This window comes from Streptomyces sp. NPDC005195, assembly GCF_040608315.1.
Classification (GTDB): Bacteria; Actinomycetota; Actinomycetes; order Streptomycetales; family Streptomycetaceae; genus Streptomyces; species Streptomyces kaempferi.
Map to the genome: position 1 here is coordinate 124022 of NZ_JBEXHZ010000011.1, position 23351 is coordinate 147372.

At 68.7% G+C, this 23351-nt stretch carries 11 protein-coding genes; 7 read left to right on the top strand and 4 right to left on the bottom strand.

The genetic code is table 11. The annotated features are described in order from the left end of the window. Nucleotides 1-142: 142 nt before the first annotated feature. Genes ABZV34_RS15285 through ABZV34_RS15300 form a run of 4 tightly spaced genes read left to right on the top strand, consistent with a single transcriptional unit; the run spans nt 143 to nt 14737 of the window. Nucleotides 143-6454 carry a protein kinase gene (locus tag ABZV34_RS15285; protein WP_356275521.1) on the top strand — a complete coding sequence of 2104 codons (6312 nt, stop codon included), beginning with the start codon at nt 143-145 and terminating at the stop codon, nt 6452-6454. Between the two features lie 29 nt (nt 6455-6483). Beyond that, nucleotides 6484-9432: a helicase-related protein gene (locus tag ABZV34_RS15290; protein ID WP_356275524.1), complete on the top strand. Its 2949-nt coding sequence runs from the start codon at nt 6484-6486 to the stop codon at nt 9430-9432. After that, nucleotides 9432-13562 (top strand): DNA methyltransferase, encoded by a 4131-nt coding sequence (locus tag ABZV34_RS15295; RefSeq protein WP_356275527.1) that lies wholly within the window; start codon nt 9432-9434, stop codon nt 13560-13562. Before ABZV34_RS15290 ends, ABZV34_RS15295 begins: the two co-directional genes overlap by 1 nt. A gap of 32 nt (nt 13563-13594) precedes the next feature. Continuing rightward, nucleotides 13595-14737 (top strand): EcsC family protein, encoded by a 1143-nt coding sequence (locus ABZV34_RS15300; protein WP_356275530.1) that lies wholly within the window; start codon nt 13595-13597, stop codon nt 14735-14737. 51 nt (nt 14738-14788) lie between these two features. On the opposite strand, the gene ABZV34_RS15305 is transcribed toward ABZV34_RS15300, so the two are convergent. Next, complete coding sequence (locus ABZV34_RS15305; protein WP_356275533.1) at nt 14789-14974, bottom strand: DUF397 domain-containing protein; 186 nt, start codon at nt 14972-14974, stop codon at nt 14789-14791. Next, nucleotides 14971-15828, bottom strand: coding sequence for a helix-turn-helix transcriptional regulator (locus ABZV34_RS15310; RefSeq protein WP_356275536.1), 858 nt, complete (start codon nt 15826-15828; stop codon nt 14971-14973). Before ABZV34_RS15310 ends, ABZV34_RS15305 begins: the two co-directional genes overlap by 4 nt. Nucleotides 15829-15993: 165 nt before the next feature. Here ABZV34_RS15310 and ABZV34_RS15315 point away from each other — a divergent pair, with 165 nt between their 5' ends. After that, nucleotides 15994-16470, top strand: a complete 477-nt coding sequence (locus ABZV34_RS15315; protein WP_356275539.1) for an ATP-binding protein — start codon at nt 15994-15996, stop codon at nt 16468-16470. 21 nt (nt 16471-16491) lie between these two features. On the opposite strand, the gene ABZV34_RS15320 is transcribed toward ABZV34_RS15315, so the two are convergent. Together ABZV34_RS15320 and ABZV34_RS15325 are read right to left on the bottom strand one after the other, a co-directional pair. After that, nucleotides 16492-18708 (bottom strand): protein kinase, encoded by a 2217-nt coding sequence (locus ABZV34_RS15320; protein WP_356275542.1) that lies wholly within the window; start codon nt 18706-18708, stop codon nt 16492-16494. A 677-nt stretch (nt 18709-19385) separates the two neighbouring features. Continuing rightward, nucleotides 19386-19784 (bottom strand): hypothetical protein, encoded by a 399-nt coding sequence (locus tag ABZV34_RS15325; protein WP_356275545.1) that lies wholly within the window; start codon nt 19782-19784, stop codon nt 19386-19388. Nucleotides 19785-19935: 151 nt separating this feature from the next. Here ABZV34_RS15325 and ABZV34_RS15330 point away from each other — a divergent pair, with 151 nt between their 5' ends. Both ABZV34_RS15330 and ABZV34_RS15335 read left to right on the top strand, forming a co-directional pair. Further along, nucleotides 19936-22038 carry an AAA family ATPase gene (locus ABZV34_RS15330; RefSeq protein WP_356275548.1) on the top strand — a complete coding sequence of 701 codons (2103 nt, stop codon included), beginning with the start codon at nt 19936-19938 and terminating at the stop codon, nt 22036-22038. Continuing rightward, nucleotides 22031-23269 carry a PE-PGRS family protein gene (locus ABZV34_RS15335; protein WP_356275551.1) on the top strand — a complete coding sequence of 413 codons (1239 nt, stop codon included), beginning with the start codon at nt 22031-22033 and terminating at the stop codon, nt 23267-23269. Before ABZV34_RS15330 ends, ABZV34_RS15335 begins: the two co-directional genes overlap by 8 nt. The last annotated feature ends 82 nt before the right edge of the window (nt 23270-23351 follow it).

Below are 23351 nucleotides of genomic sequence, written 5' to 3' on the forward strand. Positions count from 1 at the left end.
CGGCCTCCTCGTGTACGGTGACGGACGCCGCACCCTCGCTCTGCCACGATGAGCTGTGCGGCACGAACGCAGGCGGCACATTCCGTTCCCTGAACCGCCGCGCGGAGGCGGGAACGCGACAGCAAAGGCGAGGGGAGCAGCGGTGAGCCAGGAGCTGCTGGGCGGCAGGTTCCGCATCGGGCGTGTCATCGGCAAGGGCAACATGGGAGAGGTTCATCGGGCCGAGGATCTCCAGGCCGCCGAAGGCACTCCTGAGCGCACGGTCGCCGTCAAAACCATCCTGCGCCGCCGTACAGGCACCCGCATCGACACCGCCGCTGACCCCAAGGCCACCGAACGCTTCGCGCGTGAAGTGCGGATCATGCGTCGCCTCGACGACCCCCATCTCACGCGGATCGTCGCCGGCGGAGTGGCGGAGGACCATGACGGCCTGCCCTACCTCGCGATGGAGCTGCTGAGCGGTGAGACGCTGCGCGACCTCATCGGGGAGGAGCGGCAACTCCCGATCGCCTGGGCCGCTGCCATCGGTGCCCAGATCGCTGCGGGTCTCGCCGCCGCGCATGCCGCCGGCGTCGTCCACCGCGATCTCAAGCCCGCCAACGTCATGCTCACCCAGGGCGGCATCGTCAAGGTCCTCGACTTCGGTATGGGCCGCATCGTCGACGACCCGGACGAAGCCCGGCTGACCAGCACGGGCGTCAGCGTCGGCACCGCCCGCTACATGGCTCCGGAGCAGTTCGAGGCCAAGCAGGTCACGCAGGCTGCCGATCTGTATGCGCTGGGCTGTGTGCTCTACGAGATGCTCGTGGGCGTACCCCCGTTCACGAGCGAGTCCCCTTTCGAGCTGGCCGCCAAGCACACACGCGAAGAACCGGCACCCATCACCGTCATCCGGAGCGAGATTCCCACGGAGCTCACCCGGCTTGTCGACCGACTTCTCGCCAAAGACCCGGCAGCCCGTCCCGCCGACGCCGCGGCCGTGCGTGACGCGCTGCTTCCCCTGGCCGGACAGGACGGCGACACCTCGCCGCTGCCGCACTGGAGCGCCCTGGATCCGACCCGCCCCCTCATCGGGCCTGCCGCCGAGGCCCCCGCACCACAGCCCGCCGCGCCGAGGCCGGTGCCGACCACGGCTTCCGGCGCGGGCATGGACGTCTTCGGCGTCCACCGCACGCTCATCAAGGACTACCGCTCCTTCACCGAAGGCGGCACCGTCATCCGCGACGACCGCATCGCCGCGTTCGTGGAGAACGACCTCAACAACAAGTCGCAGTGGCCCGACCCGTGGCTGTCGCTGAACCCGTTCTTCCAGAGCGGCGGCACGGTGGTCGAACTCGCCGGGCAGAAGGTCCTGCACGACGAGTGCGCCCGCATCTTCCAGGCGAAGAAGACGGAAGGCGGCACCATCCCTGACGGCCGTCCGCTGACACTCCACCGGCATCAGCGCGAGGCCATCGACGCCGCCAAGTCACGTTCCTCGTACGTGCTGACGACCGGTACCGGCTCCGGCAAGTCGCTCGCCTACATCGTGCCGATCGTGAACAAGGTGCTTCACGACCGCGACACCGAGGGCCCCAAGGCCGAGAAGCGGGTACGGGCGATCATCGTCTACCCGATGAACGCGCTCGCCAACAGCCAGCTCAAGGAGCTGGAGAAGTATCTGCGCGACGGCTACGGCGCAGGCCACGAGCCGGTCACCTTCGCCCGGTACACGGGCCAGGAGGACGACGAGAAGCGCAAGGAGATCCGCGACAACCCGCCGGACATCCTGCTCACCAACTACGTCATGCTCGAACTGATGCTGACCCGCCCCGCCGACCGTGCGAGTCTCATCAAGATGGCGCGGGGACTTGAGTTCCTCGTCTTCGACGAACTGCACACCTATCGCGGTCGCCAGGGCGCCGACGTGGCTCTGCTGATCCGCCGGGTCCGCGAGGCCTGCCAGGCGCAGGACGTTCAGTGCATCGGCACCTCAGCCACCATGTCGACGGAGGGCACGCTCGACGACCAGAAGAAGGTCGTCGCCGGAGTGGCGAGCACCCTGTTCGGTACGCCGGTGCGCCCCGAGCACGTCATCGGCGAGACCCTGATCCGCGCGACCCACGAGACACCCGACGCCGTTCCCGCCGAGCGCCTCCGCTCCCCCGCCGCCCCTCGCGCCTACGACGATCTCGTACGCGACCCGCTGGCCCGCTGGATCGAAACGCGCTTCGGCCTGGCCACCGACGAGGCCACAGGACGGCTGATCCGCCAGCGGCCCACGAAGATCGAGGTCGCGGCGAAGGAGCTGCACGAACAGTCCGGGGTCGCCGAGGACCAGTGTGTCACCGCGATCCGCGCCACCCTGGAGGCCGGCTCGCAGGCGCTCCACCCGGTGACCGAGCGGCCGCTGTTCGCGTTCCGGCTGCACCAGTTCCTCTCCAAGGGTGACACCGTGTACGTCACCTTGGAGGACAAACTCTCGCGCCACCTCACCCGCTCCTACCAGCTCGAACAGCCTGGCAGTAACGGCAAGTTGCTGATGCCGCTGGCGTTCTGCCGGGAATGCGGCCAGGAGTATCTGACCGTGTGGCGCACGGAGAAGGACGGTGACGTCCGGTATGAGGCGCGCCGAGACACATCCGCGACCGGCGGCCGGCAGGGCGACGGCTATCTGTACGTCGACCACGAGCGGGCGTGGCCGTCCAACGTCCAGTACGCCGTGGACGACCGTCGGCTGCCCGAGTCCTGTCTGGAGTTGGACGACAAGGGCCAGGAGGTGGTCAGGAAGTCGTACCGCGACCGGGTACCGCGCGCCGTCACCGTCGATCCGCTCGGCCGCGAGGGGAGCGGCGAACTCCAGGCCGCTTTCATCCCCTCGCCCTTCCTCTTCTGCCTGCACTGCGGGGTCGCGTACGAGCAGACACGCGGCCGGGACTTCGCGAAACTGGCGACGCTCGACCAGGAGGGCCGCTCCTCGGCGACCTCGCTGATTTCGGCGTCGGTGGTGCGGTCCCTGAAGTCGGTACCGGAGGAAGTCCTCGACAAGGAGGCCCGCAAGCTCCTGACGTTCGTCGACAACCGGCAGGACGCGTCCCTCCAGGCGGGCCACTTCAACGACTTCGTACAGATCACGCAGTTGCGCGGCGCCCTGTACCGGGCGGCTCTGGCGGCGGGCGAGGACGGTGTCCACCACGAGGAACTGGCCTCCACGGTGACGAGCGCGCTCGCCATGGAGCCGGCCGACTACACGGGCGAGAGCGACCTGCCGCCCTCGCTGGCCCGCAACGCCGCCAAGACGCTCCGCGACGTGGTCGCGTTCCGGCTCTATCTGGACCTGGAGCGCGGCTGGCGCATCACGATGCCGAACCTGGAGCAGACCGGCCTGCTGGAGATCGGTTACGAGGACCTGGACTGGGTGGCGTCCAAGCAGGACCGATGGGCGAACACGCACGAGGCGCTGCGTGACGCCGACCCGGCGCTGCGGGCCGAGGTCACGAAGGCTCTGCTCAACGAGATGCGCCGCTCGCTCGCCATCGACGTCTCGTACTTCCGTGACGACTTCGACTCGCTCCAGCGGGCGAGCGAGGAGCGGCTGATCGACCCGTGGGTGCTGTCCGCCGCCGACAAGCCGAAGGTCGGCACCGCGTATCCGCACCCCTCCCGCCCGGGTATGGACCGCTCGGCCCTGTTCCTGTCGGCACGCGGCAAGTTCGGCAAGTACCTGCGGCGCGCGGACACCTCGTTCAAGAAACTCGACCCGGCCGATCTTCAGCTCGTCATCGAGGAGTTGCTGAAGGTACTGGCCAAGGCCGGCCTGGTGAAGGAGGTGACGGAGGCTCCGCAGCGCGCGGGCCGCTACCGCAGGTCCTCCGCCCCGTCCGCGACCGGCTACCGCGTGGCCGCACAGTCCCTCATCTGGTGTGCGGGCAAGGGCGAAAGGGGTACGCACGACCCGCTGACGCGCACCTACCAGAGCGGTGACGGTCCGCGCGTGAACACGTTCTTCCGCGACCTGTACAAGGACGCGGCAGGCGCGCTGTCCGGCCTGTTCGCGCGCGAGCACACCGCGCAGGTCTCACCCCAGGAGCGGGAGCAGCGCGAAGAGGCTTTCCGCAAGGCGGAGTTGAAGCTGCTGTACTGCTCCCCGACGATGGAGCTGGGCGTCGACATCTCCCAGCTCAACGCGGTGATGATGCGCAACGTGCCGCCCACACCGGCGAACTACGCGCAGCGCTCGGGCCGGGCGGGCCGCAGCGGCCAGCCCGCCCTCGTCACCACGTACTGCGCCACGGGCAACAGCCACGACCAGTACTACTTCCGCCGCTCGGAGCGCATGGTGGCCGGTGCCGTCGCCCCGCCGCGTCTGGACCTCGCCAACGAGGACCTGGTCCTCTCCCACCTCCAGGGCATCTGGATCGCGGAGGCCGGCCTGAAGCTGGGCCGCGCCATCCCCGAGCTGCTCGACGTGTCGTACCCGGAGACGGGCGAGCGTCCGAGCCCCGCTCTGGAACTGCTGCCGGACATCCTCGCGGCCTCCCTCGACGAGAGCGCCCGCCGCCGCACCGTCGACGCGGCCCTGCGCGTCCTCGGCCCGCTGCTTCCCGACTTCGCCGACACCACATGGTGGCACGACGACTGGATCCAGGATCGCGTACAGACCGTCGCCAAGCGCTTCGACCGGGCCTTCGACCGCTGGCGGCAGCTGTTCCGCTCCGCGCTCGACGACCAGTACATCCAGAACAGGCGCCGCCTCGACTACAGCCTCACCGAGGGCGACCGGGTCCGTGCCAACGCGCGCCGTCGTGAGGCCGAGACGCAGCTGAACCTGCTGATGAACGAGAGCGCCGACAGCAAGTCGGTCCTCTCCGACTTCAACCCGTACCGCTACCTGGCGTCCGAGGGCTTCCTGCCCGGCTACAGCTTCCCTCGGCTCCCGCTCGCCGCGTACATCCCGACCATCGGCCGCCGCCGCGGCGACGGCGACTACCTCCAGCGGCCGCGCTTCCTCGCGATCCGCGAGTTCGGACCGGGTGCGCTGATCTACCACGAGGGCGCCCGCTACCAGGTGACCCGCATCCAGCTGCCGCCGGACTCCTCGGGCGAGCTGGCGACCAGCGAGGCCCGGCGCTGCACGCAATGCGGCTACCACCACGATCCGGAGCAGCTCGAGGACCGCTGCGCCATGTGCCACGAGCCGCTGGGCTCGGCGACGTACGGCCTGCTGCATCTGCACACCGTGTACACCACCCGCCGTGAGGGGATCTCGTCCGACGAGGAGGAGCGGCGCCGTGCGGGCTTCAAGCTGGAGACGTCGTACCGCTTCCAGGACCACGGCACCCGCAAGGGCCGCCTGAACGCGGCGATCTCCGACACCTCGGGCGCACAGCTCGCCGATGTCGCGTACGGCGACTCGGCGACCGTCCGGATCACCAACGTCGGCCGGGTGCGCGCCAAGAACGACGAGCCGGCCGGCTACTGGCTGGACCTGACGGACGGCCGCTGGATGAACGACAAGGACGCGTCCGAGGCGTCCGGGGACTCCAGCGAGCTGCCCGTGATCGACACGGACGGCAACGAGCGGCGCCGCAAGAAGCGGGTCATCCCGTACGTGGAGGACCGCCGCAACATCCTCGTCGTCACCCTCGACGAGCCCCTGCCGGAGCCCGTGGCGCTCTCCCTGATGTACGCCCTGGAGCGGGGCATCGAGGCCGCGTTCGAGCTGGAGGACGCCGAGCTGTCCAGCGAGCTGTTGCCGCCGGACGACGGCCCCCGCGACCGCATCCTGTTCACGGAGGCCGCGGAGGGCGGCGCGGGTGTGCTGCGCCGTCTCCAGGCGGAGGACGACGCCCTGGCCAAGGCAGCGATACGCGCCCTCGACATCTGCCACTTCGACGCGGACGGCAATGATCAGGGAGGACCGCACCCTGACCGCCCGTGCGCGCTCGGCTGCTACGAGTGCCTCCTGACGTACGGCAACCAGCTCAACCACGCCCTCATCAACCGGCACTCGGTGCGGGACCTGCTGGTGCGGCTCGCTACGGCGACGGCCCGGCGCGAGTCGCGCGGCGAGTCACGTTCGGAGCAGTACCGGCGACTGCTCGACCAGGTCTCCCCCGCTGCCGAGCCGACGCCGGTCGAGGCGGCGGTGGAGGCGGCATCGGCGGCCGAACTGGCCGCTGAGGGCGACTTCCTGGGCTGGGCGAAGGCACGCGGGCTACGGCTGCCGGACGAACCGGGCTCGTTCCTCACCGAGGCGATGGCGACTCCCGACTACGTGTACCGCCTGCCCGGCGTGAACGTGGCGGTCTTCGTGGACACGCCGGACAAGGAGCAGGACACCTCCCGGGACGAGGACGCCGAGGACCGCCTGTTCAACGCCCGCTGGGACGTCATCCGCTTCGCACACGGCGCCGACTGGGACGCCATCGCAGACACCAACTCCCGTTACTTCGGCTCTCCGTCCGCCAACTGAACGCCCATCCAGAGGACTTGAAGACTCACATGGCACTCACGTACTCCGCCGGTTCCCTGGTGAAGGCCCGCGGCCGCGAATGGGTGGTGCTCCCCGAGAGCAAACCCGATCTGCTGGTACTGCGTCCGCTGGGCGGCTCGGACGACGACATCGCCGCCGTGTTCCCGGCGTTCGAGACGGTCGACGAGGCGAAGTTCGCGCCGCCGGAGCCGAGCGACCTCGGTGACCAGCGGGCGGCCGGCCTGCTGCGTACGGCGCTGCGGGTCGGCTTCCGCTCCGGCGCGGGCCCTTTCCGCTCCCTGGCCGGCATCGCGGTGGAGCCGCGCGCCTACCAGCTCGTACCGCTCCTCATGGCGCTGCGCCAGAAGACGGTCCGGATGCTGATCTCCGACGACGTCGGCATCGGCAAGACGATCGAGGCGGGCCTGGTGGCGAGCGAGCTCCTCGCCCAGGGCGAGGCGACGGGCCTGGCCGTACTCTGCTCCCCCGCGCTCGCCGAGCAGTGGCAGCAGGAGCTGCGCACGAAGTTCGGCATCGACGCGGAGCTGGTCCTCTCCTCGACGGTCTCCCGCCTCGAACGGGGCCTGGACCTGGGCCAGTCCCTCTTCGACAAGTACCCGTACGTCATCGTCTCGACGGACTTCATCAAGTCCCCGCGCCACCGCGACGACTTCGTACGCCACTGCCCCGACCTGGTCATCGTCGACGAGGCACACACCTGCGTGGTCGCCGACGACACCTCGACGGCCTCGCAGAACCAGCTCCGCTACGAGCTGCTGCGCCGCGTGTCGCAGGACGAGAATCGCCACCTGCTGCTCGTCACGGCGACGCCGCACAGCGGCAAGGAATCCGCGTTCCGCAACCTCCTCGGCCTGGTCAAGCCCGAGCTGGCGCACGTGAGCCTGGATTCGGAGACCGGCAGGAAGCTCCTCGCGCAGCACTTCGTGGCACGCAAGCGGGCGGACGTACGCCAGTACCTCACCAAGGAGGACGGTCTCACCGACGACTCGCTCGCGGAGCGGACCGCGTTCCCCTCGGACCGCTACTTCAAGGACGAGACGTACAAGCTGTCGCCCGAGTACCGGGCCCTGCTCGACGACGCCATCGCCTACGCGAGTGAGCGCGTCGAGGAGGCCGGCAGCCAGGGCAAGCGCGAGGCGCGTATCGCCTGGTGGTCGGCGATCGCGCTGCTCCGCTCGCTGGTCTCGTCCCCGCGCGCCGCCGCGCAGACACTGCGCACGCGCTCGGCGGCGGCGATCGCCGCGTCCGCGGAGGAGGCCGACAAGCTCGGCGCCCCGCTCAACAGCGACGCGGCCGACAGCGACGCGATGGAGGGCATGGACGTCGCGCCGGGCGCTGAGACGGCCGAGGAACGCCGACCGTACCTCGCGGAACTCGCCGACATCGCGGGGAAGTTGGAGGGTCCGGAGAAGGACCTGAAGCTCAAGGCGCTGATCAAGCATCTCAAAGCGCTCCTCGCGGACGGCCACAACCCGATCGTGTTCTGCCGCTACATCCCGACGGCCGAGTACCTCGCCGCCCAGTTGGAGAACGACAAGGAGTCCGGCAGGCGCGGGCCCCTGGGCGCCAAGACCGTCGTGAAGGCGGTCACCGGCACGCTCTCCCCGCAGCAGCGCCTCGAACGTATCGAGAAGCTCGCCGAGGAGGCCGGCCCGGACGCCGCCGCCCGTCGCGTCCTCATCGCCACCGACTGCCTCTCCGAGGGCGTCAACCTCCAGCAGCACTTCGACGCCGTCGTCCACTACGACCTGGCCTGGAACCCGACGCGCCACGACCAGCGCGAGGGCCGCGTCGACCGCTACGGCCAGCGCAAGGACCAGGTCCGTGTCATCACCCTGTACGGCGACGACAACGGCATCGACGGCAAGGTCCTCGAAGTCCTCATCAAGAAGCACCGCCAGATCAAGAAGGATCTCGGCATCTCCGTCTCCGTGCCCGACGAGTTGTCGACGGGCGTGACGGACGCGATCGTCGAGTGGCTGCTGATGCGCGGCCGCGGCGACCAGGACGCGCTGTTCAGCGCGGACGCGTTCAAGGTGAGCACGGAGAAGCTGGACAGCGACTGGAACTCGGCGGCCGAGCGCGAGAAGGCCTCGCGTTCGCGGTTCGCCCAGCGTTCCGTGCGTCCGCAGGAGGTGGCCCGCGAGGTCGCCTCGATCCGCGAGGCACTGGGCGGCGCGGGCGAGATCGACACCTTCGTACGGGAGTCGCTGGGCGCCCTCAACGCCGTGATCCGCGGCGACGGCGAGGACTTCACCGCCCAGGTGGGCGGCACGCCCGTCGGCCTCCGCGACGCCCTCGCGCCGACCGTCGGCGCCGAGGTGATCGAGAAGGACCGCCCGATCCCGTTCCGCGCGAACCCGGCGGTGGCGAGGGGTGAGGCGGCGCTGGTACGCACCGACCCCGTCGTCGGGGCCCTCGCGTCCCACGTCCTGAACGCCGCCCTGGACACCCAGGCCGACGGGGCACGCCCGGCCCGCCGCTGCGGTGTGGTCACCACGGAGGCGGTCAGCACTCTCACGACCCTGCTCCTCGTCCGCTACCGCTTCCACCTCACGCTGCCGTCCCGCAGCGGCGAGAAGCAGGTGGTGGCGGAGGACGCCCGGCTGATCGCTTTCGAGGGCTCCCCGAAGAAGGCGGAGTGGCTGTCGCCGGAGCAGGCGCGTGACCTCCTCGACGCCACCGCCGCCGAGAGCACCGACCGGCACTACGCCGAGCGCACGATGAGCCGTCTCCTCACCCAACTCCCCGATGTCACCGGCCATCTGGAGACATACGGCGAGGAACTGGCCACGGAGCTGGACGCCTCGCACCGTCGGGTGCGCCAGGCGTCAGGCGAGATCGTCCGCGGCCTGTCCGTCACCGCGCAGAAGCCCGCCGACATCCTCGGCGTCTACGTCTACCTGCCCGTCGTTCCTGCCGCCACCCCGGCCGCTGCTTCTGGAGTGTCCGCCTGATGTCCGCCACCACCCGCCACCAGGTGTTCACCGCCGTCCACACGGTCGGAGGCCTGCTGCCTGCCGACATGCTGGTTCGGATCTCCGAGGGCAAGGTCACCAAGGACCTCCGGGGCCTCGCCCCCGCCGACTACCGCATTCCCGGCTCTCGTTCGGTGCGCGACGAAGCAGAGCGCCAGTGGGACAACCTCAAGTCGCTGTGGCGCGAGCTGCGCGAGAAGCTGCCGGCCGAGCCCGAGGCGTCCGTCCGGCCGGACAGCACCGGCTACGCCCGCGTCAACTGGGTGGAGCCCCTGTTCGAAGCTCTCGGCTTCGGGCGCCTGTCCCCGGTTGGCTCCGGGGGCATCATCTCCGACGATGGTACGAAGACGTTCCCGATCAGCCACCGCCGGGACAAGACGCTGGTCCACGTGACCACCTGGAACGTCAAGCTCGACAAGCATCAGGGCGCCGGCTCTCCGGCTCCCCAGTCGCTCCTCCAGGAAGCCCTGAACCGCACCGAACCCCACCTGTGGGCACTGCTCACCAACGGCCGCCAGCTCCGGTTGCTGCGCGACTCGAACGCGCTGGCCACAGCCGCGTACGTCGAGTTCGACCTCGAAGCGATCTTCGACGGCGAGTTGTTCAGCGAGTTCGTCGTCCTGTACCGGCTCCTGCACGCCTCCCGCTTCGAGAGCCCTGAAGGCGGCACCCAGTGGACCTGCTGGCTGGAGGTCTGGCGGGACGCCGCGATCCGGCTCGGCGCCCGTTTCCTGGACGACATCAGCGTGGGCGTACGGCTCGCGATCAAGGAACTGGGTACGGGCTTCCTCAAGCACCCGGCCAACGGCACCCTGCGCGAGAACTTCGACCGCCACACCTATCACGCGGCCCTGTTGCGCTTGGTCTACCGTCTGCTGTTCGTCTTCGTCGCCGAGGACCGCGACGCCCTGCACCCGCCCAGGACGTCGGAGGACGTCCGCAAGCGGTACGCGGACTACTTCTCCACCGCCAGGCTGCGCGAGCAGTCCCGCCGCCGTCGGGGCACCTCGCACTCCGACCGGTACGAGGCACTCCGCCTGGTTCTCGGCGCCCTCGGCGAAGAGGAGGGCCTGCCCGAGCTGGGCCTGCCGGGTCTGGGCGGCCTCTTCGACGCCACGCCGGCCGACGCCCCGCTGCGGGAGCTGTCCCTCGCGAACGTCCACCTGCTGGCTGCGGTACGCCACCTCGCCATCGTCCGCGACACGGAAGCGAAGCGCTGGCGGACCGTCGACTACCGCACTCTGGACGCCGAGGAACTGGGCGCGATCTACGAGTCCCTCCTCGACCTCGTGCCCGAGCCCGGGGCGGACCGTACGTTCGAGCTGGTGCCCCGAGCGGGCAACGAGCGCAAGAAGACCGGCTCGTACTACACGCCGAGTTCGCTGGTCGACGTCCTGCTCGACTCCACCCTCGACCCAGTGATAGACGCAGCTCAGGAGCGCGGCGAGAAGAGGGCCGTCGAGGCGAAGCAGACGGACGAGGCCGCGCGGGAGACGGTGGCCTCCGAGCTGCTGACCTTGACCGTCTGCGACCCTGCCTGTGGGTCGGGGCACTTCCTCGTCGCCGCCGCGCGCCGCATCGCCAAGCGGGTGGCGGCAGTACGGGAGCAGACCCCTGAGCCCACCCCGAACAGTGTCCGTCACGCCCTGCACGACGTCATCGCGCGATGCGTGTACGGGGTGGACCTGAACCCGATGGCGGTCGAGCTGGCCAAGGTGTCGCTGTGGATGGAGGCCCTGGAGCCCGGCAAGGCGCTCGGTTTCCTCGACGCGCACGTAAAGCTCGGGAACGGGCTGATCGGTGCAACGCCAGCGCTGCTGCGGGGCGGCGTTCCGGAGGCGGCGTTCAAGGTTGTCGAGGGTGACGATGCGTCGGTGGCGCGGGAGTGGCTCAAGCGCAACAAGGACGAGTACAAGGGCATCGTCACGCTGGACGCCGCCGTCGACGAGTCGGTGAGCATCACGAACACGGCGTTCGCGTCCGAGCTGCGCAGCCTCCTGGACGACGCCCCCACGGACAAACTCGGCCAGGTCCGCAAACTGGCCGACCGTTATCACGAGTGGGCCGAATCCCCGGCCTATCTCAACGCCTTGCACATCGCCGACGCGTGGTGCGCCTCGTTCATGTGGGAGCAGACGGAGGCCGCACCGTCGCCTGTGACTCAGCGCGTCTTCCTGTCGCTCAAGTCCTCCGAGGGCAAGGGCGCACTGGCTGAGACCCACGAGGAGATCGTGCGGCTGAGCCAGGAATACCGGTTCTTCCACTGGTACTTGGAGTTTCCCGAGATCTTCAGCGTGCCTGACAGCCTGTCGGCGCCGGGGGTTGACCCGGTGACGGGGTGGGCGGGCGGCTTCGACTGCGTGTTGGGGAATCCGCCGTGGGACCGGGTCGATTTCAAAGACCAGGAGTACTTCAGTGTGGTCGAGCCGTCTATCGCAGAGATCTCCGGTGCTGGACGGCGTACCGCCATCGTCACGTGGGCTGCCGAGCATCCGGAGGAAGGTGCCCGTTACTACGCAGACCGGCGCAAGGTGAAGTCGTCGTTCCTGTTCCTAGGGGCTTCAGGAGCGTATCCGCAACTGCGGAAGGGTCTGGCGGTTAAGGGCGTCAACTCTCTCCAGACAGATCAGCTCTTCACCGAACGCTTTGTATCCATTGTCGCGCCCCAGGGCCGCTGCGGAATTATTGTCCCTACCCAGATTGCTACTGGCGCGGGCGCACAGTTCCTCTTTCAGGATCTGACACAACGAGGTTCGGTATCACACCTGTACGACTTTGAAAACGGCAGGCGGGAGAGAATTTTTCCGGCGGTGCACTCCAGCTACCAGTTCGCACTGATCTCCCTCACTGGTCGCGGCCTGACTGAACTTTCCGCGCGGTTCGCTTTCTTCCTCGGTCACCCGGACGAACTCGCAGAAGGCAATTCCGTCTTCTCGCTTTCCCCAGAGGAGATCACCCTGATCAACCCGAACACGGGGACCTTGCCAGTATTTCGGACGCGCAGGAATGCGGACCTCACCACTGCCATTCAGTCCCGCTTTCCAGTTCTTGTCACAGAGGGCCACAAGGACGGCAATCCTTGGCACATCACCTTCAAACACCTCTTCAACTTGACGGATGACTCCGACCTATTCCGCGACCGGTCCGGGCTAGAAGCAGAGGGATGGGAACTTCAGGGCAATGCGTTCGTGCGAGAGGAGGAACGAATGCTGCCACTGTACGACGCGAAGATGGCGCACCTCTTTGACCATCGCTGGAACCGCTATTACGACCTCGGCAATGACGACTACGAACATGTCCCCCTGGGGGATAAGGAGAATGCATACGGTGTGACACAGCCCCGGCAGTGGATCAAAGAAGGCGGACGAATCCCAACTGTACGCAAGGGAAAGGAAATCACCGTCGCTGGCGTGGACCTGCGCTTGGCCGAGTTGGAGTGGGAACAGGAATGGCTGCTGGGTTGGCGCGATGTTGCCCGCGCAACTGATGAGCGAACGGCAATTCCAGCGTTCCTGCCAAAGGTGGCAGTGGGTAACAGCTTCCCCTTGATGCTTCCCGGCACCCCGGTCGAACTAACAGCCGCCTTGGCTGCTACTCAAAGTTCTTTGGTCTTCGATTTTGTAGCCCGCCAAAAGGTCGGCGGCATCCACTTGGGACTGATGACCTGGAAGCAACTCCCCGTCCCCCACCCCAACGACTTGGCTGCCCACACTCCCTTCCTCACTCCCCGCACCCTTGAACTCGTCTACAACGCCTGGGACATGCAACCCTTGGCCAAGGACCTCGGCGACACCGAGGCCCCCTTCACCTGGAACGAAGACCGCCGAGCCCAACTCCGCGCCGAGCTAGATGCCTACTTCCTCCACCTCTACGGAATCTCCGCCGAGGACGCCGACTACATCCTGGAGTCCTTCCAGACCGAGAACGGCGGCCTCAAGAACAACGAGATTGCCAAGTACGGCGAGTACCGCACCAAGCGCCTCGTCCTCACCGAGTACGACCGCATGGCGAAAGCCGGCCTGAGTCTGGAGAACACCCTCGTGGATGGCCAGACTTACACGTCCACCCTCACCCCGCCCCCGGGCCACGGCCCCCGCCACCCCGCCTGACAGCTCACCCCGAGACAGGAGCACCACGAACCATGAGCAACCCGAAGTACCCGGAGCAGCTCAGTCCGCTTCCCTCGGAGTACGAGCTCGCGGCATGGCAGGCCGTGCAGCAGTTCAAGGGCCGCCCACTGTCACGAGCGATGAGGAACGCCGGCGAGCAAGTCGCCAACGGCGTCTCGGAACTCGGCAAGCGTGCCGCGAAGCAACTGGAGAATCACCCACGGGCGAAGTCGGCACTTTCGCGGGGACAGGAAGCTGTCGCCAAGGGCGCTCAAAAGGTCGGCGCGGGGGCGCGCGGAGCCGCCGACGCTCTCCCGGACTGGAGTGGCACTGCCGCTCAGTCCATACGGAAGACGGTCGGGCGGGCCTCGCGAGCGGGCCTCTCCCCCACGCGCGTGGTGGCGCTCCACAAGAAGCGCGGACACGACGTCGAATCGCTGCTCGACCTGCGCCGCCTCGACCTTGAGCAGATCGACGCGGTCCGTGGACGGGCGGCGAGCCTGTACTACCCCGCCGCCGCAGCGCTCTCCGGAGCGGGTGCTGGACTGGTGATCTCCGGAGGACAGTTCGTCATCGCCGCCTCCGCCGGCGCCGCGGCAGCCCCTTCGGGAGGTGCGATCGCGGGCGCTTTCGTCGCCGATACCGCAGTCGTCCTCGGACTCGCGTCCCGTGCCGTCGGCCAGGTCTCGCTTTTCTACGGATACGATCCCGAAGAGCCCGTCGAGAAGCTGTTCGTGATGTCTGTCGTCAACGTCGGGACGGCAAGCTCGGCCACCGCCAAGAACGCCGCGATGGCCGACATCTCGCGGCTCACCCAGGCACTTTTCCGCGGCAAGACGTGGGAGGTCCTGAACGACGCGGTTGTCACCAAGGTCTCCCAGCAGTTCGCGAAGGCGTTCGGCTTCCGCCTCACGAAGAAGGGGCTCGGCAAGGCCGTACCCGCATTCGGGATCGTCGTTGGAGGCGCCCTCAACTGGACCACTCTGGAGGGGATCGTCGACGCCGCCGAGATGGCGTACCGGCGGCGGTTCCTCTTGGAGAAGTACCCGCATCTCGCTGACGAGGAGGCTCCCGGATCGTTTCCCGACACCGGTCCGGACGGCCCGGACGACGCCGACGAGGAGATCAGCTTGCTCGACGAGATAGCCGAGGCGGGCGGACCGGACCTCCGCTGACCCGTGTCCCGGCGGTGAACGTCATCACGCAACTGCCGGGACAAACGCGGCTCAGGCCCCCGCCACGAACCCCACGAACCGCGTCCACCCCTCACGCCCGACGGCGAAGTGCGGGCACGTCACGTCCTTGGAGTCCCTTACGCACACGGCCTGTTCGGTGAGGGCGACCTCAACACAGCTGTCCCCCTGGCTACCGCTATAGCTGGACTTGAACCACGCCAGTTCCGTCGTGTTCACAGTTCTCCTCGGAGTCGCTCCAACAGACCCCGCGAATCCTTGGCGTTGAGAGCCTGCGAGCGCAGTGTGTCATAGCGCTGCTGGAGGAGACTCACCTCTTTCGGATCGGAGATCAGACGCCCGTTCTGCTGCCCTTCGGAGTAACCGAGTCGCTGCCCCTTCGGAGTCTCCAAAAGCTGCACGGGACCATCCAGGCAAGCATGCAACCCGGCTTCCAACGGCACGATCTGCAGCGTCACATTGCGCGGCGCGCTCAGCGCCAAGGCATGGTCGAGCATGCCTCGCACCTGCTGCGCGTCCCCGAACCTGCGCCGGAAAACATGCTCCTCGACGATGAAGCTGAACGGCGTCGTAGGCCGCTCGAACAGGAGCCGCTGTCGCTCCATCCGCTTGGCCATGAAGCTCTCCAACTGCTCGTCCGGCGCCACCGGGACTGTCCCCTCGAATACCGCTCGCGCGTAGGCCTCCGACTGCAACAACCCCGGCACCAGCCTGCACTCATACGTACACAGACTCACTGCCTCCCGCTCCAGTCGAGCCCACCGCCGGAACCAGACCGCCAGCCCCACGTCACCGCGCCCCCGCGTCACGTACTGGGCGCCCCTCCGCAGTGCGCCGGTGTTCCCCAATACCTCCTCCGCCCGTTCCACGAACGCCACGTCGGGCATCCGTCGCCCCAACTCCACCGACTCCACCGTGTGTTTGGAGAACCGGACCTGTGCTCCGAACTCCACCCGGCTGAGCCCGGCGTGCTCGCGCAGGGCCTGGACGACGGCTCCGAAGGTCCGCAGACTGTCGGAGGGGTCGGGCTCGCGTTCCCCGTCGCAAGCCGTCACGTCGCTGCTGTCCGTCATACGCGGCCACCTCCAGGTGCGTACGTACTCTGCGGCATCCCGCGATCGACGCACCCACAGTGACGGCAAGATCCCCGTACTGTCCACACAACGTGCCCGTACGCTGACGCAGCGTACGGGTCGCGCTACTGGAACATGCCCCCGCACGCCCGCCACGGTTTACCCATGAACGCCTCCACTCCCCAACTCTGCTCTACTGTCAGCACCTTCGCGCAGCAGCTTTCCTCAACGCGTCGCGGCGCCCGCCTGGCCCGTCTCCTGACCATGGAGCGCCTGACAGCCTGGGAGCTGTCACCCGGAGTCATGGAGCGGGCCGAACACGTCGTCGCGGAGCTGGCGGCGAACGCGGCACTGCACGGCCGCCTCCAGGGCCGCGACTTCCTGCTGGCACTGACGCTGGACAACGTGGCCGGCACCCTGCGCATCGCGGTGAGCGACACCCGGGGCGAGTGTCGCCCCGCGATTCCCCCGGAGCGCGGCCCGGACGACGAGTCGGGCCGCGGCCTGCTCCTCGTCGACGCACTGGCCGACCGCTGGGGCACGGAGCCGCGCCCGCCCTCCGGAAAGACGGTGTGGGCGCTGCTGGTGCAGTCCCCGCCAGGCGATCGGCCGTTTCGGGAAGTGACCGGAACCGTCGACTGACAGGGACGGGCCGTCGTGGCGTCAGGAAGCCCAGTCCGGCAGGCGCGGATTGCGGATTTCTCCGGGGATGTCGCACCAGGGGCGCAGTTCCTTGTAGGCCTTCGCCTCGTCGTACCCGGGGTAGGCGCCATACCCGGCGTAGGCCTGGACGAGGGCGACGCACGCGGCCTCGGTCTTGGTGTGCACCGTCCCCGGATCGAGTTGTTCGGCGCCGTTCACCGCGGCGTCGTAACAGTTGGTGAGGGCGCCGTGGTCGTCCGCCTGTTCACCGCTGGCGGCGGCCTTGTCCAGGCCCACGACAGCGTCGGCGCAGTCACGCGGCATCTTCGTGGCTTTGAAGCCGATCCCCTCGATCAGCTCATCCACCGCGGCCTCGGCGACCTTGTCGTGCTTCCCGTAGGTATAGAGGAGGTACTTGCTGTACGGCAGCCACCACACGCGGTGGCTGCTCTTGCGGGAGCCGTCGTAGTCGGGGAGCACATCCGTGCCGAACGTCCAGCTCATGGCCTTCTTGCCGCCGACGTCGGTCAGCGGCCCCTCCTTCAGGGAGATCACCGACTCGTCCGTGACGGTGTCAGTGTCCTCGCTTTCGACAGACCACATGGAGCCGGAGTCCTTCTGGCCCACCTTGATCTGATCCAGGGTCAGGTCCGGGGCGTACAGAAGGTGCACGCCGGTGTCGGAGTCCCCGGACAGAGTGAAGTCGGCGTTGGTCGCGGCGGTCGTATCCGAAGTCTCCGAGGCATCCGAGGTGGCCCAGGAAGATCCATCTGCCGAGTCTCCGTCGCCCGAGCCGGAGAACTCCAGCTTCGAGTCGGCGGGGAACGTGACACGCAGGCCCCCGAAGAGGGCCACCGGTTCCGGCTCCTGGACGGCGGTCTCCTCGGCGCTCGGGGATTCGGACGGGGAGGGATCCATGGCAACGGGGGTCTGACTCGGCGCCGTCCGCTTCGGCTCGGGCGTCGGGTCGGCGACGGGGGGCCGCGCGGCGGCTCCGGTCCCGCTGTTGCCCGCCGCCACGGCGCCGCCCACGACGCCCAGCACCGCGGCGGCGGCGGCCACCGTGTAGAGGACGCCCCGACGCCGTCGCGTACGGCGCCCGGCGAGTGCGACCGCCGAGGCAGCGGGAAGCGAGGCCGGGACGTACGAAGGAAGGGGGACCAGGGGAACGTCCCGGCGTGCGTTCTGTGCGCTCGGCGAGGACGTCGTCTCTCCGGACGCCTGCGGGAGATGAGGCTTTGAGGGCACCGGCGGAGCGGCTGCCTCCTCGTCGCCCACGGTTCCCTCGCCCGCAGGTTCCTCGCCCGCGGGTTCCTCGTCGGAGGAGGGCTCGGCGGGCAGCGGGACATTCCAGCGCATGCGGTCCAGGGGCACGGTGACAGCGGCCTCTGCCCGTTCGAAGGACCGCGTGTAGGCCATGGTCGGGAAGACGACGGTCCCGGTCGGCCCGTACACGGCGGCCGCCCGCTCGGCGATCTCCGCGGCGCTCGGCCTCTGCCCGGGATCCTTGTGCAGGGCGTCACGGACGAGGGGCAACAGGGCGTCGGGCACGCCCTGGAGCGAGGGCGCGGCACTGATGATGCGGTGGTTGATCCCGGTGGGGGCCCCGAAGGGGTGGGCCGCTGCCGCGGCATAGGAGACGAGCAGCCCCCAGCAGAAGATGTCGCAGGCCGGAAGGGTGATGCCGTCGGTGAGCTGCTCCGGTGCCATCCAGCCGGGAGTGCCGGTCGTCACCGATGTCGCGGTGATGGCGGTGGCGTCCAGGTGGTGGGCGATGCCGAAGTCCACGACGTGGGGCCCGTCGGCCGCGAGGAGGACGTTCGTCGGCTTCAGGTCGCGGTGGGCGACCCCCGCGCCGTGGATACAGGCCAGCGCGTGGGCGACGGCCGCCGCGAAAGTCAGCAGGTTGTCCGCCCTCAGGGGCCCGGTGTCCCGAACGTGCTCGTGCAGGGTGTTGCCCTGCACGTAGGCGGTCGCCAGCCAGGGCAGCGGGGCGTCGGGGTCGGCGTCGACCAGCGGTACGAGGTACGGACCGGTGACCTTGCGGAGCGTGGTGGTCTCCCGGCGGAAGCGGGCCCGGTGCGCGGGGTCGTCGGCGAAGCCCTGGTGGAGGGCCTTGACGGCGAGGGGACGCCCGCTGTCGGGATCGGTCGCGTAGTAGACCGTGCCCATGCCGCCGGTTCCGAGGCGCCGGATCGGTCGGTAGGGGCCGATACGTTCAGGCAGGTTCACCGGCACGGGACACTCCCCCGTACCGGGCACGGCCGCACGGCCGACGCCGTCCGCCCGCAGAGACCACACCGCGGATCGCGCTGACGAGTCATGTACCCCCCTGGTGTTCTGCGCCTTCACGTATCGATCGGACGGCGCGACGCGGCCGACTTCGGGCGTCGGCAAGCCTGCGGCTGACCGGCGAGCCGCCCTTCCGGGCAGGCAGCGGTCGTGCGATGAAGCCCCCCTCATCTGCGGAGACACTCTAATGCCGGGCTCCTGACCGATGGCAGAGGGGATGGCGGCACCACCCGCGTGCAGTCCCAGGGTCCAGTCCGCATCACGGCTCGCTCAGCGGCTCGCCCTCCCGACCTCCACCCGGCCGATCACACACAGAAGCGCATGAGTCCAGCGATGGAATCCGTTGACGCCGTCAACGTAGTAAATCCTGCCCCCGTCAACACCGTCGCCTGCCAACGGTGTTCCGGTCATCCACGCGGCCTGGCCCCGCCACCACCAAAGCCGCGCGGGCACCCGGATCCGGCAACGACAGCAGTGGCGGCTCCACGTGTTCCATTGTCTCCGGATTCCTGCCGATGCGGCGCTGCCCCCTGCCACATGTCGGGGGTGAGCAGTGAAGGCCGGCAACCTCTCCCGAGCGGGGCAGGTCCCGCACAGCCATCAGCACTTACCGCCCCAGGCGGTCACAGACCGGCCCGCTCCAGCAGGATCTTCAACGCGCCCGGCTTGACCTTCTGAATGGACCGAACCTGGCCCAGCTCCAACTCGTCCCGGCTCACCGGGTTGCCGTACAAGGCGTCGGTGGGTCCGGGTAGCAGGGTCGCCTCGACCCGGTAACCGAAGTCCGGGTCGTCAGGGGCTTCTTGCGGCTCGCTGTCGACCTCGGCCACCGCAGCGACCGCCGACTCCTGTTGGCCGAAGTAGAACCACAGACGGTCACCCGGGTTCATGTGGTTGCGTCGGCTGAGCCAGAAGTCGCTCTTGGGGTCATCGTGGGAGAGCCGACGCATGGTCTCCTTGTCGGCCGGCTCCCCATCAAGGGTGTCCTTGTTCGGATTGAGGATGTAGATCCAGTCCTGCACGATCTCTCCCGTCGCCGTGGCGCACATCGCCCGGGAAAACGACCTCGCCGCGCTGAGCCATGCTGCCAGCCGCCTGCCTCGCCCGCAGGAAGTTGGCCGACCTTGCCACGCACGGGGAACCGCCACCTCGCGCTCGGGCATCATGGCCTCCATGACAGACGGGGCGGATGTACGCACGGCAGCAGCCGAGTTCGACCGGACGGCCGTAGCCGACGTCGAGTCGGTTGCCGAGGACGAGCGCAGGCAGGTGCTGTCCCAGTTTCCGCTGAAGCAGTGGGCGGAACTCCCTTTGGAGCGTTACGCCCTCGGGCAGACCGCGTCCCCCGGATCGGGGCCGACGTACTGCCGGCTGCTGGAGTTCCTCACGCCGAACTTGGGCAGCATCAAGGGCGGCAGCGCCGCGAAGCACATCATGTACCACCACGTCTCCGGCGAATGGCGCCTGGCCGCTCCCTTGCGCGGCATGGAGCCGCAGGAGGCCTGGGCCCACCTGCGCGGTCAGTTCGTCCAGGCCTTCGAAGCTGTCACTGCGGGTGACTTCGACGCCCTGGACGATCTCGAAGTGCTGCGATACGGGCCGACGTTGGTGACAAAGACGCTGGCGACCTACTTCCCCGAGCACTTTCTGCCCATCTACGCGGGGGAGCATCTGCGCCGGTTCGTCGCCCTGCTGCTGGGCGACTCGGCGCAGGGCGACGCCCCGGCCTGGCGCAGCAACCGGCGTCTGCTGAAACTCGTACGGGACCACGCGGAGTTCGAGGGCTGGACGAGGTACGAAGTAATGCACTTCCTGTACCAGCACTCCGACCCGCGGTCCCGACAGCGCACCATCTGGAAGATCGCTCCCGGTGAGCGCGGCCGTCTGTGGGAGGAGTGCCGGACGGACGGAGTCATACGTGTGGGATGGGAGCAGGTCGGAGACCTCGGTCTGTACCAGAGCGACACGGATCTGAAGCAGGCTCTGGACGTGCACTGGCCCCGCAAGAGCGGGGGCAGCCTGACGCTCGCCCGTCGGCTGCTGGCCTTCCGTGACCTGGAGGAGGGCGACCGGATCGTGGCCAATCGAGGGGTGGACGAGGTACTGGCCACGGGCACGGTCAGTGGGAACTACCGCTTCGAAGCGGACCGCCAGGAGTTCCAGCACACCGTCCCGGTGGAGTGGGATCTGTCGCACGCGCAGCGGCTGCCGGAACCCAGGCAATGGCGGTCCACCTTCGCCAGGATCGACCCGGCGTTCTTCGCCAAGCTCACCGCGTACCGGGCCGACTCCGACACGGGCACGGGCACGGAACCCCAGACCACGCCGGTCGCACTGCCCGAGGACGTGCAAACCGTCCTGGACGCTCTGAAACGCAAGGGGCAGGTGATCCTGCACGGGCCGCCCGGTACAGGCAAGACCCGGCTCGCGCTCGGCGCGGCCCTTGCCATGGACGGTCGCGCGGAGGCCCTCGATGCCAACGCCGACCAGCGCGCCAAGGCACAGACAGAAATGCTGCACGGCGACCGCGTCCACATGGTCACCTTCCATCCCTCCTATGGCTACGAGGACTTCGTCGAGGGCTTCAAACCGGACCTGAGTGCCACGGGTCCCGGGCTCACCCTCGCGCTCACGGACGGCCTGTTCCACACTCTGTGCAGCCGGGCCACCGCCCACCCCGAACAGGATTTCCTGCTGGTCATCGACGAGATCAACCGCGGTGACCTGCCGCGGATCTTCGGCGAGTTGATCACCCTTCTCGAACTGGACAAGCGGAACCTGCCGGTCGCCCTCCCTGTCAGCAAGCGGCGCTTCTCCGTCCCGCCGAACGTACGCATCATCGGCACGATGAACACGGCCGACCGAAGCATCAGCCACCTGGACGCCGCGGTCCGGCGCCGCTTCGCCTTCCTGTCGGTGGGTCCGGACCCGGACGCGGTCTCCGGGACGGTGGGCCCCCTGGACCTGGCTGCGTTCTTCGAGGCTCTCAACACCCGTATCACGCGCCACCTCGACGCCGACCACCAGATAGGGCATGCCTATCTGCTCCGAGACGGTGCGCCGATCGACACAGAGGAGGATCTGGCCGCGGCCTTCCACCACGAGGTGATCCCGCTCCTGGAGGACTACTGTCTCGGCCGGGCCGAACTGCTGCACCTCATCCTCGGCGGCCTGGTCGACGCCGACACCGGGCGCCCGCTGCTTATGTCCCCGCAGGACCTGGCGGACGCGCTGGCGACCGAATTCACCAGCGGCGTGTCCGGCCCGGATGCCTGACCGCACCACGCTCCGGCTCGGCGAGTACGAGTCCACCGCACTGGAGCCCGATCAGCTCACTCCCCGGGACATCGACCGCCTGCAAGCCCTCCAGGCACGGGGCTGCCTCACCCTGGTCCCGGGCCGCGTCGGATGGCGGCTCAAAGCCGACGCGACCGTCGGAGTCCTGGTCCTGGACCGTATCCGCGTCGTCATCGCGCCCAAGTTCGCCATCCCTGGAGACCAGCTCATGAGCTGGCTCGCCTACGCCCTCGGCACACCGGTCCCGGCGACGGCCAGGCGATGGGCCACCGGACCCGACGGCTACGCCGACCTGGTCGCCGCCGCCCTGCTCGAACAGTGCGAGCGGCTCCTACGGGAGGGACTGCGCCGGGACTACGTACGCCGCCGGAGTGTCGAACCCGTACTCCGAGGACGGCTGGACGTCGTCGCCCAGGCCACCCACCGCTACGGGCAACTGGATCAACTGCACGTCCGAACCTTCGACCGGGAGGCGGACATCTGGGACAACCGTGTTCTGGGGAGCGCGCTCAAGGCCGCGCTCGGTCTGACCTCCAGTCCCGACATGGCGCGCGCCCTGCACGGTGTCGCCGGCGCCTTTCCACAGGCCCCCACCCCTGCCGCGGCGCTCCGTGCGCTGGACCGCACCCACTACACACGCCTGAATGCCCGCTACCGCCCTGCCCACACCTGGGCCCGCCTCCTGCTGCGCGGTGGAGGCGTGACCGACCTGCTCAGCGACCACGGCATCGCGGCGGACGGCCTTCTGCTGGCCATGCCCGCGCTCTGGGAAGCCGTCGTCCGCCGTCTCGGCACCGAGGCCTTTGGCCCGTACGGCGGCCACGCCGTACCCGGCGGCAGCGGTACCGGCATCACCGTCCGTGGAGACCTGGGCAACGTCTCGGCCTTCCGCCCCGACCTCGTGCTCAGCCTTCCCGGACAGGTCGCGGCACATCCCACGCTGCTGCCCGTCGACGCCAAGTACAAGCGTTACGATCGCCACGGCGTGAGCGCGGCCGACGTCCACCAACTCCTCACCTACGGCAGTGGCTACGGCCCCGGGGACGCCCCGAGCGCAGTGATCATCCATCCCCGGCCCGGCGGGCACGCCCACCGCAGCCTTCACGTCAGCGGCCCTCAAGGCGAACTCGGCGTCATCCACGTCCTCGGCGTCGACACCCATGCGCTGCCTCAAGAGGCGACCACATGGATCGGCTCGGTGCTGGGCTGAGCCCCCGTGTCAGGGGTCGTGCGCCCGGCAGATGCGCGTACGTGCGATGTCCCCACGACCGCTTGAACTCGCCCCTGACCGA

What these genes read in the sequence shown, in the direction of transcription:
- ABZV34_RS15315 (WP_356275539.1), top strand. Translation starts at nt 15,994, where the DNA reads ATGAACGCCTCCACTCCCCAACTCTGCTCTACTGTCAGCACCTTCGCG.
- ABZV34_RS15335 (WP_356275551.1), top strand. Translation starts at nt 22,031, where the DNA reads ATGCCTGACCGCACCACGCTCCGGCTCGGCGAGTACGAGTCCACCGCA.
- ABZV34_RS15330 (WP_356275548.1), top strand. Translation starts at nt 19,936, where the DNA reads ATGACAGACGGGGCGGATGTACGCACGGCAGCAGCCGAGTTCGACCGG.
- ABZV34_RS15295 (WP_356275527.1), top strand. Translation starts at nt 9,432, where the DNA reads ATGTCCGCCACCACCCGCCACCAGGTGTTCACCGCCGTCCACACGGTC.
- ABZV34_RS15300 (WP_356275530.1), top strand. Translation starts at nt 13,595, where the DNA reads ATGAGCAACCCGAAGTACCCGGAGCAGCTCAGTCCGCTTCCCTCGGAG.
- ABZV34_RS15310 (WP_356275536.1), bottom strand. Translation starts at nt 15,828, where the DNA reads ATGACGGACAGCAGCGACGTGACGGCTTGCGACGGGGAACGCGAGCCC.
- ABZV34_RS15290 (WP_356275524.1), top strand. Translation starts at nt 6,484, where the DNA reads ATGGCACTCACGTACTCCGCCGGTTCCCTGGTGAAGGCCCGCGGCCGC.